Annotated in this window: 14 protein-coding genes; 12 read left to right on the top strand and 2 right to left on the bottom strand. The window is 64.4% G+C overall.

Annotated features, from left to right (window positions below; translation table 11 throughout):
• Positions 1-249: 249 nt before the first annotated feature.
• Positions 250-1419 carry an MFS transporter gene (locus JAO85_RS14740; RefSeq protein WP_237734864.1) on the top strand — a complete coding sequence of 390 codons (1170 nt, stop codon included), beginning with the start codon at positions 250-252 and terminating at the stop codon, positions 1417-1419.
• A 156-nt stretch (positions 1420-1575) separates the two neighbouring features.
• Here JAO85_RS14740 and JAO85_RS14735 read toward each other — a convergent pair whose 3' ends face one another.
• Positions 1576-2481 carry a LysR family transcriptional regulator gene (locus tag JAO85_RS14735; RefSeq protein WP_202788398.1) on the bottom strand — a complete coding sequence of 302 codons (906 nt, stop codon included), beginning with the start codon at positions 2479-2481 and terminating at the stop codon, positions 1576-1578.
• A 111-nt stretch (positions 2482-2592) separates the two neighbouring features.
• Between JAO85_RS14735 and mdlC the strand changes: the two genes are divergently transcribed.
• The 4 genes from mdlC to JAO85_RS14715 all read left to right on the top strand — a co-directional run bounded on the left by mdlC (position 2593) and on the right by JAO85_RS14715 (position 7301).
• On the top strand, positions 2593-4209 hold the full coding sequence (mdlC, locus tag JAO85_RS14730; protein ID WP_039049828.1) for a benzoylformate decarboxylase: 1617 nt from the start codon (positions 2593-2595) through the stop codon (positions 4207-4209).
• A gap of 28 nt (positions 4210-4237) precedes the next feature.
• Positions 4238-5179: a ketopantoate reductase family protein gene (locus JAO85_RS14725; protein ID WP_041744332.1), complete on the top strand. Its 942-nt coding sequence runs from the start codon at positions 4238-4240 to the stop codon at positions 5177-5179.
• 103 nt (positions 5180-5282) lie between these two features.
• Entirely contained in the window at positions 5283-6254 is a 972-nt protein-coding gene (locus tag JAO85_RS14720; protein WP_202788397.1) for a tripartite tricarboxylate transporter substrate binding protein, read from the top strand.
• A gap of 30 nt (positions 6255-6284) precedes the next feature.
• On the top strand, positions 6285-7301 hold the full coding sequence (locus JAO85_RS14715; RefSeq protein ID WP_012839795.1) for a tripartite tricarboxylate transporter substrate binding protein: 1017 nt from the start codon (positions 6285-6287) through the stop codon (positions 7299-7301).
• Between the two features lie 164 nt (positions 7302-7465).
• Here JAO85_RS14715 and JAO85_RS14710 read toward each other — a convergent pair whose 3' ends face one another.
• The gene (locus JAO85_RS14710; RefSeq protein WP_237734852.1) at positions 7466-8338 is read right to left on the bottom strand and encodes a TOBE domain-containing protein; all 873 of its coding nucleotides are present in this window, start codon (positions 8336-8338) and stop codon (positions 7466-7468) included.
• Positions 8339-8435: 97 nt separating this feature from the next.
• On the opposite strand from JAO85_RS14710, the gene modA reads away from it, so the two are divergent.
• The 7 genes from modA to fdhE all read left to right on the top strand — a co-directional run bounded on the left by modA (position 8436) and on the right by fdhE (position 17131).
• Complete coding sequence (gene modA / locus JAO85_RS14705) at positions 8436-9230, top strand: molybdate ABC transporter substrate-binding protein (RefSeq protein WP_003075262.1); 795 nt, start codon at positions 8436-8438, stop codon at positions 9228-9230.
• A gap of 181 nt (positions 9231-9411) precedes the next feature.
• Complete coding sequence (gene modB / locus JAO85_RS14700; RefSeq protein ID WP_003075261.1) at positions 9412-10092, top strand: molybdate ABC transporter permease subunit; 681 nt, start codon at positions 9412-9414, stop codon at positions 10090-10092.
• Complete coding sequence (modC, locus tag JAO85_RS14695) at positions 10089-11174, top strand: molybdenum ABC transporter ATP-binding protein (RefSeq protein ID WP_039049807.1); 1086 nt, start codon at positions 10089-10091, stop codon at positions 11172-11174. Before modB ends, modC begins: the two co-directional genes overlap by 4 nt.
• Positions 11175-11557: 383 nt before the next feature.
• Positions 11558-14608 carry a formate dehydrogenase-N subunit alpha gene (gene fdnG / locus JAO85_RS14690; RefSeq protein WP_255539024.1) on the top strand — a complete coding sequence of 1017 codons (3051 nt, stop codon included), beginning with the start codon at positions 11558-11560 and terminating at the stop codon, positions 14606-14608.
• An 11-nt stretch (positions 14609-14619) separates the two neighbouring features.
• Positions 14620-15525, top strand: a complete 906-nt coding sequence (gene fdxH, locus JAO85_RS14685; protein WP_202788395.1) for a formate dehydrogenase subunit beta — start codon at positions 14620-14622, stop codon at positions 15523-15525.
• Complete coding sequence (locus tag JAO85_RS14680) at positions 15522-16184, top strand: formate dehydrogenase subunit gamma (RefSeq protein WP_054075733.1); 663 nt, start codon at positions 15522-15524, stop codon at positions 16182-16184. Before fdxH ends, JAO85_RS14680 begins: the two co-directional genes overlap by 4 nt.
• On the top strand, positions 16181-17131 hold the full coding sequence (gene fdhE, locus JAO85_RS14675) for a formate dehydrogenase accessory protein FdhE (protein WP_054075732.1): 951 nt from the start codon (positions 16181-16183) through the stop codon (positions 17129-17131). Before JAO85_RS14680 ends, fdhE begins: the two co-directional genes overlap by 4 nt.
• The last annotated feature ends 47 nt before the right edge of the window (positions 17132-17178 follow it).

Raw genomic sequence — 17178 nt, 5'->3', positions numbered from 1 at the left:
CAAACCTCCCCTTCAAGGACTTTTCGTGCCCGTTGCACCTCAAGGATGCTGCACGCACGCTGCGTGCCCGCGCGCTGGTCTTGCGCCCAGCGAGGGCCTGCTTTTTTCTGCAAAAGCCGGCCTGCAGGCACCCCAAGTCCGTCTTCGCTCAAGGACTCTCCCGTGACCACACAAACCACAGGCGCCGTGGCAGGCATAGCCGCGCCCGCCGCTCCAACAGAAGTCAACGGATACAGCTGGAAAGCACTCATGGGCTCGGCCGTCGGCTACGCCATGGACGGCTTTGACCTGCTGATTCTGGGCTTCATGCTCTCGGCCATCTCCAAGGACCTGAACCTCACACCCGGCCAGGCCGGCTCTCTCGTGACCTGGACCTTGATCGGCGCCGTCTTCGGCGGCATCGTCTTCGGCATGCTCAGCGACAAATACGGCCGCATCCGCGTGCTGACCTGGACGATCGTGCTGTTTGCCGTCTTTACCGGCCTGTGCGCTTTTGCACAAGGCTATTGGGACTTGCTGATCTATCGCACCATCGCCGGCATCGGCCTGGGCGGCGAGTTCGGCATCGGCATGGCACTGGCCGCCGAGGCCTGGCCCGCACGCCATCGCGCACGCGTCTCGTCCTATGTGGCTCTGGGTTGGCAACTGGGCGTGCTGGGCGCAGCCATGCTGACCCCGCTGCTGCTGCCCTCCATCGGCTGGCGCGGCATGTTTCTGGTCGGCGTGATTCCTGCTGTCGTGGCCTGGGTCATCCGCAACAAGCTGCATGAGCCCGAAGTGTTCGTGGCACGCAGCAAGAAGGAGCAGCCCTCGGCCATTCAATGCCTGAAGCTGCTGATGAAGGACAAGGCCACGCGCAAGATCAGCCTGGGCGTGATCGTGCTGACCTCGGTACAGAACTTCGGCTACTACGGCATCATGATCTGGATGCCCAGCTTTCTGTCCAAGCAGATGGGCTTCAGCCTGACCAAGTCGTCCATGTGGACGGCCGTCACCATCATCGGCATGTCGCTGGGTATCTGGGTCTTCGGCCAGCTGGCCGACCGCATCGGCCGCAAGCCCACTTTCCTGATCTTCCAGCTCGGCTCCGTGATCTCGGTGCTGGCCTATTCCCAGCTCACCGATGCCACGGCCATGCTGTGGGTGGGAGCCATCATGGGTCTGTGCGTCAACGGCATGATGGGCGGCTATGGCGCCGTCATCAGCGAAGCCTATCCCACCGAGGCCCGCGCCACGGCACAGAACGTGCTGTTCAACATCGGCCGCGCCGTCGGCGGCCTGGGCCCGGTCGTCATCGGTGCGCTGGCCATGGCCTACTCTTTCCAGGTGGCCATTGCGCTGCTGGCCGCCATCTATGTGCTGGACATGCTGGCCACGGTCTTTCTGATTCCCGAGCTCAAGGGCAAGGAACTTCATTAAAGATAGCTGCCATCGCAGACCCATCAAGCGCCAGAGCCTTATAGCCTGGCGCTTTTTTATTGCCGCTGAGTCATCCCAAGGCAACAAGCCTCCGCTGGGGCGCCCGACGCAGGGGCAGCGGCCACACGAAGCGGGCATGTGTGGGGGCCGAGCACCTTATCTGCGCTGCCCGAACACTTCGCTGACCAATTCCCGCAGCCACTGGTTCGCGGGCTCCTGCGCAAAGCGCCAGCTCCAGTGCAAAGAGACATCGAAAGCACTCTCTGGCAGATCGGCCTGCAGCACCACATATCCGCCCTGTGCTTCAAAGGTCTCGGCAATCTCGGCGGGCATGATGACGGCCAGATCCGTCTGATGCACGATGGAAGGCACGGCCATGAAGTGGGCCGCCGACAGCCGCACCTGATCCTGCAACTCGAGCTTGCGCAGAATGCGCAGCGTCTCGGAATGCGAGCGCACGGCCACATAGTCGAGCCCGCGCAAATGTTCAGCGCTCAGCCTCTCGGCCTTCAAATCCTTGAGCACCGGATGCCCCTGACGCAGCAACAGGGCGTAGTGATCGGACAGCAGCACCTTCTGCTGCGTGCCCGTCACACCAGGCAGAAAGCCGATGGCGATATCCAGCGAGCCGCGATCCAGGGCATCGGCAATCTCGCCCATGGGCATGGGCAGGGTTTCCAGCTGCACATGGGGCGCCCTGCCTCTCAAGGCCTGCATCAGCGGTGGCAGGAAACGCGCCTCGCCAATATCGCTGAGGTGAATGCGAAAGCACTGATTCGCCTGCAAGGGATCAAAACTGTGTGCCTCTGCCAAGGCCACCTCCAGCGTTGCCAGCGCAGTTCTTACCGCCTGAGCCAGCCGCTCGGCACGCGGCGTGGGGCGTACGCCCCCGTGCATGCGCTCGAACAGCGGATCACCCAGCAAATGGCGCAGCCGCGTCACCGCCTGACTGGCTGCGGGCTGGGAAAGACCCAGCTCCTGCGAAGCGCGGCTGACGCTGCCGTGGCGGAACACCGCATCGAAAACACGCAAGAGATTGAGATCCAGACCTGATATATCCATTAAACGAATATCTCTTAGATGATTTATTCAATTGCTGGAAATTATCTCCAAAGGCAGGATTGATGCCAACAGTGCCAAGGCCTGATGCCAGCCCGATCCAAGGAGAATTTTTTGCCCGCCAACACCGCCCCCAATGCCCAGGCCGCCGAGGTCTTCACCGTGCGCCACGCCGTCATCAACATGCTGCGCGAGCTGGGCATGACGCGCATCTTCGGCAACCCGGGCTCCACCGAGCTGCCCTTGTTTCGCGACTATCCCGAAGACTTCTCATACATCCTCGGCCTGCAGGAAACCGTGGTCGTGGGCATGGCAGACGGCTATGCCCAGGCCACGCGCAATGCCAGCTTCGTGAACCTGCATTCGGCCGCCGGCGTGGGCCACGCCATGGCCAATATCTTCACGGCCTTCAAGAACCGCACGCCCATGGTCATCACGGCCGGCCAGCAGACGCGCTCGCTGCTGCAGTTCGACCCCTTCCTGCATTCCAACCAGGCCGCCGAGCTGCCCAAGCCCTATGTGAAGTGGAGCTGCGAGCCCGCGCGTGCCGAGGACGTGCCCCAGGCCCTGGCGCGGGCCTACTACATTGCCATGCAGGAGCCGCGCGGCCCGGTCTTCGTCTCCATTCCCGCCGATGACTGGGATGTGCCCTGCGAGCCCATCACGCTGCGCAAAGTCGGCTTCGAGACCCGACCCGACCCACGCCTGCTGGACAGCATAGGCCAGGCGCTGGAGAGTGCGCGCACACCGGCCTTCGTGGTCGGAGCGGCCGTGGACCGCAGCCAGGCCTTCGAGGCCGTCCAGGCCCTGGCCGAACGCCACCAGGCGCGCGTCTATGTGGCGCCCATGAGCGGACGCTGCGGCTTCCCCGAGGACCATGCGCTGTTCGGAGGCTTCCTGCCCGCCATGCGCGAGCGCATCGTGGACAGGCTTTCGGGCCATGACGTGGTCTTCGTCATCGGCGCACCTGCCTTCACCTACCACGTCGAAGGCCACGGCCCCTTCATCGCCGAAGGCACGCAACTCTTCCAGCTCATCGAGGACCCCGCCATCGCCGCCTGGGCCCCTGTTGGCGACGCGGCCGTGGGCAATATCCGCATGGGCGTGCAGGAGCTGCTGGCCCGCCCCCTGACGCATCCGCGCCCCGCGCTCCAGCCCCGGCCCGCCATACCGGCGCCGGCGGCACCCGAGCCAGGCGAGCTGATGAGCGATGCCTTCCTCATGCACACACTGGCCCAGGTGCGATCGCGCGACAGCATCATCGTCGAGGAGGCGCCTGGCTCGCGCTCCATCATCCAGGCCCATCTGCCCATCTACGCTGCCGAGACCTTCTTCACCATGTGCAGCGGCGGGCTGGGCCACAGCCTGCCTGCTTCCGTAGGCATCGCGCTGGCCAAGCCCGACAAGAAAGTCATAGGCGTCATCGGCGACGGCTCGGCCATGTACGCCATCCAGGCCCTGTGGAGCGCAGCCCATCTGAAGCTGCCGGTCACCTACATCATTGTCAAGAACCGCCGCTACGCTGCCCTGCAGGATTTCTCCAGGGTGTTCGGCTACCGCGAGGGCGAGAAGGTCGAGGGAACGGACCTGCCCGACATCGACTTCGTGGCCTTGGCCAAGGGCCAGGGCTGCGACGGCGTGCGCGTCACCGAAGCCGCCCAACTGCCCCAGGTTCTGCGGGACGCCCTGCGCAGCCCGCGCGCCACTCTGGTCGAAGTCGAGGTCGCCTGACCCGGCCCCGAGCTCTCGGAGACAAGACATGCACAACACACAAGAGTCGCGAGCGGCCACCGTCGGCATCCTGGGAGCGGGGGCCATGGGCACCCTGTTCGGCACCCGGCTGGCCCGGGCCGGCATCCCCGTCACGCTGGTGGATGTCAACGCGCAGCTGCTCCAGGCCATACGCGAGCACGGCGTGCACTGCGAGACCGACCAAGGTCCGCTGCACGCCGGCGTTCAGGCCCTGCAGGCCCATGAGCTGACGCAACCGCCCGCGCGCTGGCTGATCTTCACCAAGGCCGCCCATACCCAGGCCGCGCTGCAAAGCATTGCCCACCTGATAGGGCCCGGGACCCTGCTGCTCAGCCTGCAAAACGGCATAGGACATATCGAGACCCTGCACGGATTTGCCGATTCCCAGCAGATCGCCGTGGGTGTGACGACATGGCCGGCCCGGTTGCTGGCTCCCGGAAAAGTGAGTTCGCTGGGCAGCGGCAAGATCCGCTTCATGCCGCGCACCGGGCAGGTGGACGCCAGGTTCCAGGACTTCTGTGACGACCTCAACTGCGCCGGACTGCATTGCGAGATCGATCCCGAGGTCGAGACCGCCATCTGGGAGAAGCTGGCCTTCAATGCAGCCTTCAACGGCCTGTGCGGCATCACTCGCCAGACTGTTGACGGACTGGCCAGCCCTCTGGGCCGCAGCCTGATCCACGAAGTCCTGGACGAGGTCGTTGCCGTAGCTGCGGCCAATGGCATCGCCGTGGACGCCCTGCGCATCCGGGCCACGGTGGAGGACGCCCTGAACCATCATGTGGGACACCAGCCATCGCTGCTGCAGGACCTGCTGGCGGGGCGCCCCACCGAGACCGACTCCATCCACGGCGCGGTGGTGCGCGCGGGCGAGCGGCATGGCATTGCCACGCCCATGACACGCACCCTGCACCGGCTCATCAGCATGGCACAGCAGCGCACGCCATAGGCCCCGGACTCGGCGAAAACGCATCGAAGGCTCGGGAAAGACAGCCAAACAAAGAGAAAGACAGCATGGCCCGGGCCCACGGATTCAACAACAAGGAGACAACATGCGCAGAACCTTTCTCAAAGCCGGAGCTGCTTGCGGTGTACAGCTCATGCTGGGTGCGGCCCACGCCCAGCAGGCATCAGCCAGGCCCGTGGAGTGGGTGGTCGGCTTTGCCGCAGGCGGCGGCTCGGATGCTGTGGCTCGCGGCGTAGCCGAGGCCTGGGCCAAGCCCCTCCATCGCAACATCGTGGTGATCAACAAGCCGGGGGCCGGCACCAACATCGCCGCAGAATATGCGGCGCGCTCGCGCGACTATGGCAACCTGGTCTTCACCGCCGACTTCGCCACCCTGGCCGCCAACCCGCATCTGTTCCCCAAGCTAGCCTACAACGCCGAACAGGACTTCGTCCCCATCAGCCTGCTGGCGCGCTTTCCGCTGCTGCTGGTCGTCAACAACGAATTGCCGGTGCGCAGCTTCCAGGAGTTCGCAGCCTGGGCCAAGGCCAACCCCGACAAGCTCAGCTATGGATCTCCCGGGCTGGGCACCCCGCATCACCTGGCCACCGAACTGCTGGCCCAGAAGATGGGCGTGAAGATGACCCACGCGCCCTACCGCGGCGCCGGCCCGGCCATGCTGGATGTGATCGGCGGCCAGATTCCCTTCATGCTGGTGGACAGCGCCGCAGGCCTGCCCCACATCAACACGGGCAAGGTCCGCGCCATCGGCGTGGCCAGCGCGCAGCGGCTCAAAAGCCTGCCTCGCACGCCCACGCTCATCGAGCAGGGCGTGGCCGGCTTCGAGGCATTCGCCTGGCAGGGCCTGGTCGCCCCCAGGGGCACGGATGACGCCACCATACAGATGTGGTCCAGGACGCTACAGGAAACCCTGAAGACGCCGGCCGTGCAGGCCCGCTTCGAATCACTGGCCCTGGAGCCCCTGCCCAGCACTCCCGAGCAGATGCGCGAGTTCTGGCTCTCCGAGAAGAAGCGCTGGGGAGAGGTCATCAAGACCGCAGGCATCAAGCTGGACTGATCGATATCAATGACAAGCAGGAAAACGCATATGGAGACTCCCATCACTCAACGCCCTTCTGCGCACAGGCAGTTGCGCGCCCTGATCACCAAGGGCTGGGCCAGCCTGGGCATGGCGCTTTGCCTGGCACCGGCGGCCCAGGCACAGACATGGCCGGATCGCCCCATCCGCCTGATCGTGAACTTCGCCCCTGGCGGCGCCGCCGATGTGATGGGGCGCGCGATCTCTCCCACCATGAGCCAGGTGCTGGGCCAGTCCGTGGTGGTGGACAACAAGCCCGGAGCCAACGGCAATATCGGCATCAGCGAAACCGTGCGCTCTGCCAAGGACGGCTATACGCTGCTGCTGAGCAGCGGCGGCGGCATCAGCATCAATCCGCTGATCTACAGCAAGCTGCCGTTCAACCCTGAAAAGGACTTGATCCCCGTGGCGGCCGTGGCACGCGTGCATGTGTTTCTGGAAACCAACCCCAGCCTTCCCGTGAGCAATGTGCAGGACTTCATCAAGCACCTGCAGGCCAATCCGGGCAAGCTGTCCTACGGCTCGCCAGGCCCGGGCAGCTCGCCTCATCTGGCCGGTGAGATGTTCAAGCGCGCGGCCAAGGTCGATGCCAGCCATATTCCCTACAAGGGTGCCGGTCCGGCCTTGACCGATGTGCTCAGCGGTCAGCTGCAATACTGGTTCGATCCGGGCCCGGGACTCAAGCAGGTCGAGGCCGGCAAGCTCAAGCTGCTGGCCATAGGCAGCCCGCACCGCTCGCCTCTGTACCCCAAGGTACCCACGCTGGCCGAAAGCGGCCTGCCGGGCTTCGATGCCGACACACTGTTCGGCGTCTACGCGCCGGCCGGCACGCCCGCACCCGTGGTGGATGCCGTGCGCGCCAGCGTGATCAAGGCACTGGAGCAAAAAAGCGTGGTCGATGTGATCCAGGGTCTGGGCGCCACGCCCGAGCCGCGCATGAGCCGCCAGGACTTCGTGGACCACCATGCCAAGGAACGCGCCCGCTTTGCACCGCTGATCAAGGAAATCGGCTTGAAAGTGGACTAAGAAATTTCAGTTCAACGTGGGAGTCCGGTTGCCCGAAAACTCCCTTTTGACCGCCCGTCTGAAAGGACCGGCGGTCTTTTTTTGGTTTGTGCAAACAAGAATGCTCAACAGGCGTACCTACCGACAAAACACCGAGTCAGATCCGAATTTGCGCAAGTCGTGCTTCAGTGGGAGGCCACCGCCACCACTACCGCAGACTCGGCCACCTCCAGCCAGACATTGTCATTGGCCACCAGCCCGCTCATGGCCGGCGCAAAGCCCACGATCTGAGCACCCCAGCTCAAGCGACAGATGGCTTCGTCGGAAGCCAGGCTCTCTTCCGTCACCGTGGCCGCGCCATAGGTCGCGCGCTGCACCACGGCAGGCCAGATATTGATGGGCTGCGTGGACCCTACAGGCCGCTCCTGCCCCAGCCAGACCTTGACGGCCGTGGCCTTGCACAGTGCCAGCACCTGCACGCCGGGTGCCAGACCCAGCAGCTCATAGCTTTCGGGCGTGATACGCGCGGCAATCGTCCAGTCCGAGCCTGCATCGCTTGCGGCACGCAGCCAGACACGGATCTGCCCTCCTATGGACTCGACCTTGAGCACACTGCAGGGCCACTGATTGCGCATGCTGGTCATCAGGCCCAGATTGGGTTGCCCGCCACCCGGCGTGCCGGCCTGCATGCGCTGCAGCAACTCGCTGCGCAAGCGCATCATGGCCTCGGCCGCATGCAGCAATTCCTCGCCCGCCGGCGTGATCTGTGCACCACCGCCCCCGGCGCCGCCCACGCTGCGCTCAACCAGCGGCACGCCAGCCAGATTGGTCAGGGTATCGATGGCCTGCCAGGCCGCCTTGTAGCTCACGCCCACATCGCGTGCGGCCTGAGAGATGGAGCCGCTTTGCGCAATCCCGCGCAGGATGGCAATGCGACGGTCGGCCATGTCATAGCCCAGCGCCTGGGAAACCGAGTCGGACGACAGTGCGCCACCCGGCACTACCTCGTCGCCGGCCATATCCAATTGTTCTTGTTCGAAATTTTCTGTGTCTGACATAGACCGCCATCATGCCCTGACAGCCAATTTCCTCGCTCGACCTCAGTTGTTCATTCACGTTACACTCGCTATTCCATTAATGAATAGCGAAATTTCAATGACTCAGATCACTGCCCGCTCCACCGGTTTTTCCTTTCAACTGGCTCGCTCTGCGGCCGTGATCGGCACAGTCGTGCTGGGCCTGTGGTCTGCGCAGGCGCAGGCCGCTGAAGTGGCGGTCGCCGTGGCAGCCAACTTCACCGCGCCCATGAAGAAGATTGCGGCCGAGTTCGAGAAGGATACCGGCCACAAGGCCGAGCTGTCGTTTGGCGCCACCGGCAAGTTCTACGCCCAGATCAACAACGGCGCACCCTTCGGCATTCTGCTGGCCGCCGACGACACCACACCCGAGAAGCTGGCCAAGGAAGGCAAGGGCGTGACCGATTCGCGCTTCACCTACGCCATCGGTACGCTGGTGCTGTGGAGCCCCAAGGCCGGCTATGTGGACGACAAGGGCGATGTGCTCAAGAGCGGCGACTACAAGCACATCGCGATTGCCAATCCCAAGCTGGCCCCTTACGGAACAGCTGCCATGGAAGTGCTGAACAAGCTGGGCCTGAGCGCACAGGTACAGCCCAAGGTGGTGATGGGCGAGAACATCGCCCAGACCTACCAGTTCGCGGCCACCGGCAATGCGCAGCTGGGTTTTGTGGCGCTGTCCCAGGTCATGGAGAACGGCAAGATCCGCGAGGGTTCGGCCTGGCAGGTGCCCGGCAACATGCATGAACCCATTCGCCAGGACGCCATTGTGCTCAACAGCGCCAAGGACAACGAAGCCGCTGCGGCTTTGATGAAGTACCTGCGCAGCCCCAAGGCACATGACATCATCCGCTCCTATGGTTATAGCTTCTGACGCTTGACCGGCAAATCCTGGAGCTCAGACCAATCCGCTCTACCCTTGGCGCTGCTCGGCTAAGCTGGGCGCTCCAAGGGTCTTTTTTTACGACTTGCGCAAATTCGGATCGGACATGGTGCTTTGCCGATAGAGATGTTCGTTGTGCATGCTTGTTTGCGCAAGTCCTGTTTTTGATTCCATGCAACTGAATGCCGAAGACTACGCAGCCATCTGGCTCACGCTCAAGCTCGCAGGCGTGACTACCGTGCTGCTCATGCTGTTGTGCACACCGCTGGCCTGGTGGCTGGCCCATACCCGTTCGCGCTGGCGTGGCCCGATCGGTGCCGTGGTGGCGCTGCCGCTGGTACTGCCGCCCACCGTCATCGGCTTTTATCTGCTGGTCACCATGGGCCCCAATGGACCCATAGGCAAGCTCACGCAGGCCATGGGCCTGGGCAATCTGCCGTTCACCTTTGCCGGCCTCGTGGTCGGCTCGCTGATCTACTCCATGCCATTCACCGTGCAGCCGCTGCAGCGTGCCTTCGAGGCATTGGGCCCGCGCCCCATGGAGGCAGCCGCCAGCCTGGGCGCCAGTCCGCTGGACCGCTTCCTGACCGTGGCCCTGCCGCTGGCGCGTCCCGGATTCATCACCGCCGCCGTGCTGACCTTTGCCCACACCGTGGGCGAATTCGGCGTGGTGCTGATGCTGGGCGGCAACATCCCCGGCGTCACGCGCGTGGTCTCGGTACAGATTTACGATCATGTGGAAGCCATGGAGTACGGCCACGCCCATATGCTGGCGGCCGGCATGGTGGTGTTCTCCTTCATCGTGCTGCTGGCTTTGAACTGGCTGCAACCCAAAGCGGAGCGCCGCGCATGACAGCCACCAATTTCATCACCGCACAGCTCAGGCTGAGCCGGCCGGACTTTGAACTCGATGTGGATCTGCAACTGCCCGGCCAGGGGGTCACGGCCCTGTTCGGGCCTTCGGGCTGCGGCAAGACCAGCTGTCTGCGCAGCCTCGCCGGGCTGGAGCGGGCGCAAGGTCGCGTAACCGTCAACCAGACCGTATGGCAGGACGACGCCAGCCGGCAATGGCTGCCAACGCACCAGCGCGCACTCGGTTATGTATTTCAGGAAGCCAGCCTGTTTCCGCATCTGTCGGTGCAGCGCAATATCGATTACGGTCTCAAGCGCACGCCGCAGGAGCGCCGCAAGGTCTCCAAGGAGCGGGCCGTGGAGCTGCTGGGCATCAGCCATCTGATGGATCGCATGCCCGCCACGCTTTCGGGCGGCGAACGCCAGCGCGTGGCGATTGCAAGAGCGCTGGCCACCAGCCCCGAAGTGCTGCTCATGGACGAGCCCCTGGCCGCGCTCGACGCCCAGCGCAAGGCCGAGGTTCTGCCCTATCTGGAGCAGTTGCAGCGGCATCTGCGGATTCCCGTGATCTATGTGAGCCACTCCATGGACGAGGTTGCGCGCCTGGCCCAGCATATGGTGCTGCTCGGCGCGGGCAAGGTGCTGGCGCAGGGCTCCGTCACCGAACTGCTCTCCAGCCTTGATCTGCCGCTGGCCCATGGCGACGTGGCCTCCAGCGTGGTCCATGCCACGGTGCAGGCCCATGACGCTGCCGACCATCTGAGCACGCTGATCTTCGACGGCGGACAACTGCAGCTCGTCATGGCCAGACCGCGCGAGCCGGGCAGCACGGTGCCGCTGCGCGTGCAGGCACGCGATGTCAGCCTGAGTCTGCTCAGGCCCGAGGGCAGCAGCATTCTCAACATCCTTCCGGTGCAGGTGCTGGGCCTGCGCGAGGACGGGCCGGGGCAGGTCATGGTCTCGCTGCAGGCGGGTGGCACCCGGCTGCTGGCCAGAATCACCCGGCACTCGGCCAAGGCCTTGCAACTGCAGGCCGGCATGCCGGTGTATGCACAGATCAAAGGGATGGCACTGCTGGACTAAATACTTGATGCATATCAAGAATTTTCCAGCTCATACCCGAGGTCTGCGCTAGCCTTTGCTGGACAAACATTCGCTTACTGAATAGATTCGCCATCCTTTGACTTTTATCTAAAAGTCATATGACAAAAAGCTTGAGGGCTTTTGTCGCGTTTCCTCGCTTTGCGAGCCTGGCTGTGCGAGCCGGCTCAATTGCTTGCCATTGGCATCCCTCAACATTCGACGTGGCCCGTGAGGTCCGGCAATGCGTGAGCAATCGTCAAGGTCGAGGCCCCGAGTCCGGGCTGTTCCCCCGGCTCACGGGTAGCTGCATCTGCGCATGCGGCCACCTGCAAACCTAACGCCCTCCATGGTCATGGGAGCGCGGTTGAAGAAAACAACACATGATGAATCACGGCAGAAGACGTTTCTTCAAGCTGTGCGGTGCCGGTGTCACCGGCGCCACTGCTGCATCCCTGGGCTTTGCCCCCTCCGTGGCCATGGCCACATTGCCCCGCCAGTACAAGCTGCTGCGCGCCAAGGAAACCCGCAACAACTGTACCTACTGCTCGGTGGGCTGCGGCATGCTGATGTACAGCCTGGGTGACGGCGCCAAGAACGCCAAGTCCCGGATCTTCCACATCGAGGGCGACCCAGACCACCCCGTCAGCCGCGGCTCGCTGTGCCCCAAGGGGGCCGGTGCCCTGGACTACATCCACTCCGACCAGCGCCTGAAATACCCCGAGGTGCGTGAGGCCGGCAGCAACGAGTGGAAGCGCATCAGCTGGGACGAAGCCAACGAACGCATCGCGCGCCTGCTCAAGGACGATCGCGACGCCAACTTCATCGAAAAAAACGACCAGGGCCAGCGCGTCAACCGCTGGCTCAGCACCGGCATGCTGGCCTCGTCGGCCGCCTCCAACGAAACCGGCATCCTGGACTTCCGCTTCGGCCGCGCGCTGGGCATGGTGGGCTTCGACTGCCAGGCCCGTCTGTGCCACGGCCCCACGGTGTCGGCCCTGGCGCCCTCCTTCGGTCGCGGCGCGATGACCAACCACTGGGTGGACATCAAGAACGCCAACGTGATCCTGGTCATGGGCGGCAACCCCGCCGAAGCCCACCCCGTGGGCTTCAAGTGGGCCATCGAAGCCAAGATCCACAACAAGGCCCACCTCATGGTGGTGGACCCGCGCTTCAACCGCACGGCCTCGGTAGCCGACTTCTACGCCCCCATCCGGGCAGGCTCGGACGCCGCCTTTCTCATGGGCGTGGTCAACTATCTGCTGCAGCACGACAAGATCCAGCACGAATACGTCAAGGCCTATACCAATGCCAGCCTGATCGTGCGCGAGGACTATGGCTTCGACGAAGGCCTGTTCAGCGGCTACGACGCCGACAAAAAAGCCTACGACAAATCCAGCTGGACCTATGAGCGCAACGACCAAGGCCATGCGCTGACCGACGAAAGCCTGCAGCACCCGCGCTGCGTGCTGAACCTGCTGAAAAAGCATGTGGAGCGCTACACGCCCGAGATGGTGCAGACCATCACCGGCACCCAGGTCGCCGACTTTCTGCATGTCTGCGAGCAACTGGCCAGCACCTGCGTGCCGGACCGCACAGCCACCTTCCTCTATGCCCTGGGCTGGACCCACCACACGGCCGGCGCGCAAATCATCCGCGGCGCGGCCATGATCCAGCTGCTGCTGGGCAATATCGGCATGGCCGGCGGCGGCGTTAACGCGCTGCGCGGCCACTCCAACATCCAGGGCTATACCGACCTGGGCCTGCTCTCGACGCGCCTGCCCGGCTACCTGAACCTGCCCGAGGACAGGCAGCAGACCATAGAGCAGTACCTGGCGGACGCCACGCCCAAGGCCGACCTGCCCGGCCAGGTCAACTACTGGAAGAACACGCCCAAGTTCTTCGTCAGCCTGATGAAGGATCTGTACGGCGAGCACGCCACGCGCGAGAACAGCTGGGGCTACGACTGGCTGCCCAAGTGGGACCACAGCTACGACATGCTGGCCTATTTCGATCTGATGTATCGCGGCAAGGTCAACGGCTACATCGCCCAGGGCTTCAACCCCGTGGCCGCCATGCCCGACTCGGGCAAGATCCGCGACGCCCTGTCCAAGCTGAAGTTCCTCGTCATCATCGATCCGCTGCAGACCGAGACCTCCACCTTCTGGAAGAACCACGGCGAGTTCAACGATGTGGACCCCGCAAAGATCCAGACCACGGTGTTCCGCCTGCCCTCGTCCTGCTTTGCCGAGGAAAACGGCGCCATCGTCAACTCTGGCCGCTGGCTGCAATGGCACTGGGCCGCGCAGGAGCCGCCCTTCGAGGCGCGCCACGACGGTCGCATCCTGGGCGGCATCTTCATGAAGCTGCGCGAGCTGTACGCCAAGGAAGGCGGCACCTGCCCCGAGCCCTTGATGAATATGCGCTGGGACTACCACGACCCTCACGACCCCCATCCCGAGGAAGTGGCCAAGGAAGCCAACGGCTACGCACTGGCCGACCTGTTCGACGACAGCGGCAAGCTGATCGCCAAAAAGGGCGAGCTGCTCTCCGACTTCGGCATGCTGCGCGACGACGGCACGACCTCCAGCTACTGCTGGATCTTTGCCGGCTCGTGGACCGAGGCCGGCAACCAGATGGCCCGCCGCGACAACACCGACACCGGCCTGGGCAACACGCCGGGCTGGGCCTGGGCCTGGCCGGCCAACCGCCGCCTGCTCTACAACCGCGCCTCGGCCGATCCGGCCGGCAGGCCCTGGGACCCCAAGCGCCAGATCCTGCACTGGGATGGCAGGAAATGGGGCGGCTCCGACGTGCCCGACTATCCGCTGACCGCCGCACCCAACAGCGGTGTGAGCCCCTTCATCATGCAGCCCGAGGGCCTGGGACGCCTGTTCTCCGCCAAGGGCATGAACGATGGCCCCTTCCCCGAGCACTACGAGCCCACCGAAAGCCCGATTGCAGCCAATCCGCTGCACCCCAAGGTCAGCAAGAGCCCCGTGGCGCGCGTGTTCGCCGACGACGCGGCGCGCATGGGCTCGCGCGAGCAGTTCCCTTATGTGGCCACGACCTACTCCATCACCGAGATGTTCCGCCACTGGACCAAGCACTCGCGCCTGAACGCCATCGTGCAACCCGAGCAGTTCATCGAGCTGTCCGAGAAGCTGGCCGACAAGAAAGGCATCAAGGCCGGCGACATGATCCGGGTCTCCAGCAAGCGCGGACACATCAAGGGCAAGGCCGTGGTGACCAAGCGCGTGATGACGCTGCAGGTCGATGGCCAGGAGATCGAGCAGATCGGCATCCCCTGCCACTGGGGCTACGAAGGCACGACGCGCAAGGGCTATCTGGCCAATACGCTGAGCCCCGGCATCGGCGATGCCAATGCCCAGACCCCCGAGTTCAAGGCCTTTCTGGTCAACATCGAAAAGGCATAAGGCGAGCACCCATGACCATGCAATCCCAAGATATCGTGCGGCGCTCGGCCACCAGCGAGCTCACGCCCGCCGCCCACGCCCGCGACCACAAGGCCGAGGTCGCCAAACTCATCGACGTCAGCATCTGCATTGGCTGCAAGGCCTGCCAGGTGGCCTGCAGCGAGTGGAACGATCTGCGCGACGATGTGGGCGAGAACTTCGGCGTCTACGACAACCCGCGCGATCTCTCGCCCGAGAGCTGGACGCTGATGCGCTTTGACGAGTACGTCAACGAGCAGGGCAAGCTGGAGTGGCTGATCCGCAAGGACGGCTGCATGCACTGCGAAGACCCCGGCTGCCTCAAGGCCTGCCCCCAACCCGGTGCCATCGTGCAGTACGCCAACGGCATCGTGGACTTCCAGTCGGAGCAATGCATAGGCTGCGGCTACTGCGTGGCCGGCTGCCCCTTCAACATCCCGCGCATCAGCAAAAAGGACAATAAGGCCTACAAGTGCACGCTGTGTTCGGACCGCGTGGCCGTGGGCCAGGAGCCGGCCTGCGTCAAGACCTGCCCCACGGGCGCCATCGCGTTCGGCAGCAAGGACGACATGCTGGTCAAGGCCGAAGGCCGCGTGCAGGAAATGAAGACCCGCGGCTTTGACCAGGCCGGCATCTACGACCCGCAAGGCGTGGACGGCACCCATGTGATGTATGTGCTGCACCATGCCGACCAGCCCGAGCTCTATCACAAGCTGCCCAGGGACCCCAAGATCAGCGCCGTGGTCGAGGGCTGGAAGGGCTGGTTCAAGCCGCTGGCGGCCCTGGGCTTCGTGGCCACGCTGGCCGGTGCCGCGGCCCACTATATGGCCGCCGGCCCCAACGAGATCGACGAAGACGATGCGGGCGAGGACCGCGCCAAGAAAGGAGAAACGGCATGAACAAAGACCGCATGATCTTGCGCACCCCGCTGCCCGATCGCCTCTGCCACTGGGCCATGGTGGTGTGTTTCTTCCTGGTCGCCATGTCGGGCCTATCCTGGGTGTTTCCCAGCCTGAACTGGCTCAACAGCGTCTTCGGCACACCGCAGCTAGCGCGGCTGCTGCACCCCTTCTTCGGCATCGTGGTGTTTGTGGCACTGGTCTATCTGTTCGTTCGCTTTGTGAAATACAACCTGTTCGTCAAGGAAGACCGCATCTGGGTGGAGAACGTGAAGTCAGTGGTCGCGGGAGACCACAGCCGGCGGCTGCGCATCGGCAAGTACAACGCCGGCCAGAAGCTGCTGTTCTGGGGCATCATGAGCCTGATCTGCGTGCTGCTGCTCACGGGCCTGGTGATCTGGCGCGCCTACTTCGCCCATCTGTTCCCGATTCCCGTGCTGCGCGTCGCGCTGGCGCTGCACGCTCTGGCGGGCGTGGGCCTGATCTTGCTGATCCTTGGCCATATCTATCTGGCCTTCTGGGTCAAGGGATCGATACGCGGCATGGTCACCGGCTATGTCAGCCATGCCTGGGCCCGCGCCCATCATGACCGCTGGCATGAGGAGATCAGCGCCAAACCTGCGACAGCAGGCAAGGCCAAGACAGGGAGCACACGATGAGCATCCATCTGGTTCCCGAATCCGAACGCTCGCCCGGTGTGGGCCATATCGCCCCCCTGCGGCTGCCCGCCGCCAGACTGCCCTATGCCGCTCGCGCCAGCCGCCTGCAGCATCTGGCCCAGGGCCATGCCATGGCCGAGTATCTGCTGTGGGCCGCCGAACTGGCCGGTGCCCAGCAGGCCACGGCCGAGGCCCTGCCCCTGCCCGAGCAGGAAGCAGCCGGCCTGGGCACGGCCCTGCAACAGCGCCCGCAAGCACCTCTGCATTCGGCCCTGTGGCCGCGTTCGGCCCACTGGCTGGCCCTGCTCGACGAGCTGCTGAACCGCATGGCGCAGCAACCCCGCATGCAGACTGCCGCCATCGGCCAGGCCTTGGCGCGCTTGCAGCAGGCCGATGCAGCCCGGCGCCAAGCCTGGGCCGACGCCCTGCTGACGGCGCTGCGCAGCGAAGCCCTGGCCGAGGACGCGGTCCTGCCCGAAGCCGGCGTGGCCCAGCTGCTGTGGAGCGCGCTGTCGCTGTACTGGCGCCAGCTGGCCAGCCAGCTGCCCGCTGCCGGCCGGGCCGAACCGGGCGAGCCGCGCCATCTCTGCCCCGTCTGCGGCCATGTGCCCACGGGCAGCCTGGTGCTCGGCGGCGCCCAGGCCGGCGTGCGCTATCTGCAATGCAGCCTGTGCGAATGCCAGTGGCATGTGGTGCGCAGCAAGTGCAGCAACTGCGACAGCACGCATGCACTGGACTACTGGTGCCTGGAAGACGAAAAAGCGCCCATCAAGGCCGAGGGCTGCAACGAATGCCAGACCTATCTCAAGGCCTTCTACCAGCAAGCGGACCACCAGCTGGAACTGGTGGCCGACGACCTGGCCAGTCTGGCCCTGGATGCCGAGATGGAGGAAAAAGAGCTTGCGCGCAGCGGCATCAACCCGCTGATGCTGCCGCTGCTGGCCTAGGTCCGCTGTGCAAAGCCCCGAGCCGGAGTCCGCCCCTTGCCGGCAAG

Source organism: Comamonas sp. NyZ500 (genome assembly GCF_016772095.1).
In the GTDB taxonomy this organism is placed as follows: Bacteria; Pseudomonadota; Gammaproteobacteria; order Burkholderiales; family Burkholderiaceae_C; genus Comamonas; species Comamonas thiooxydans.
This window is presented reverse-complemented; position numbering and strand designations above follow the sequence as displayed.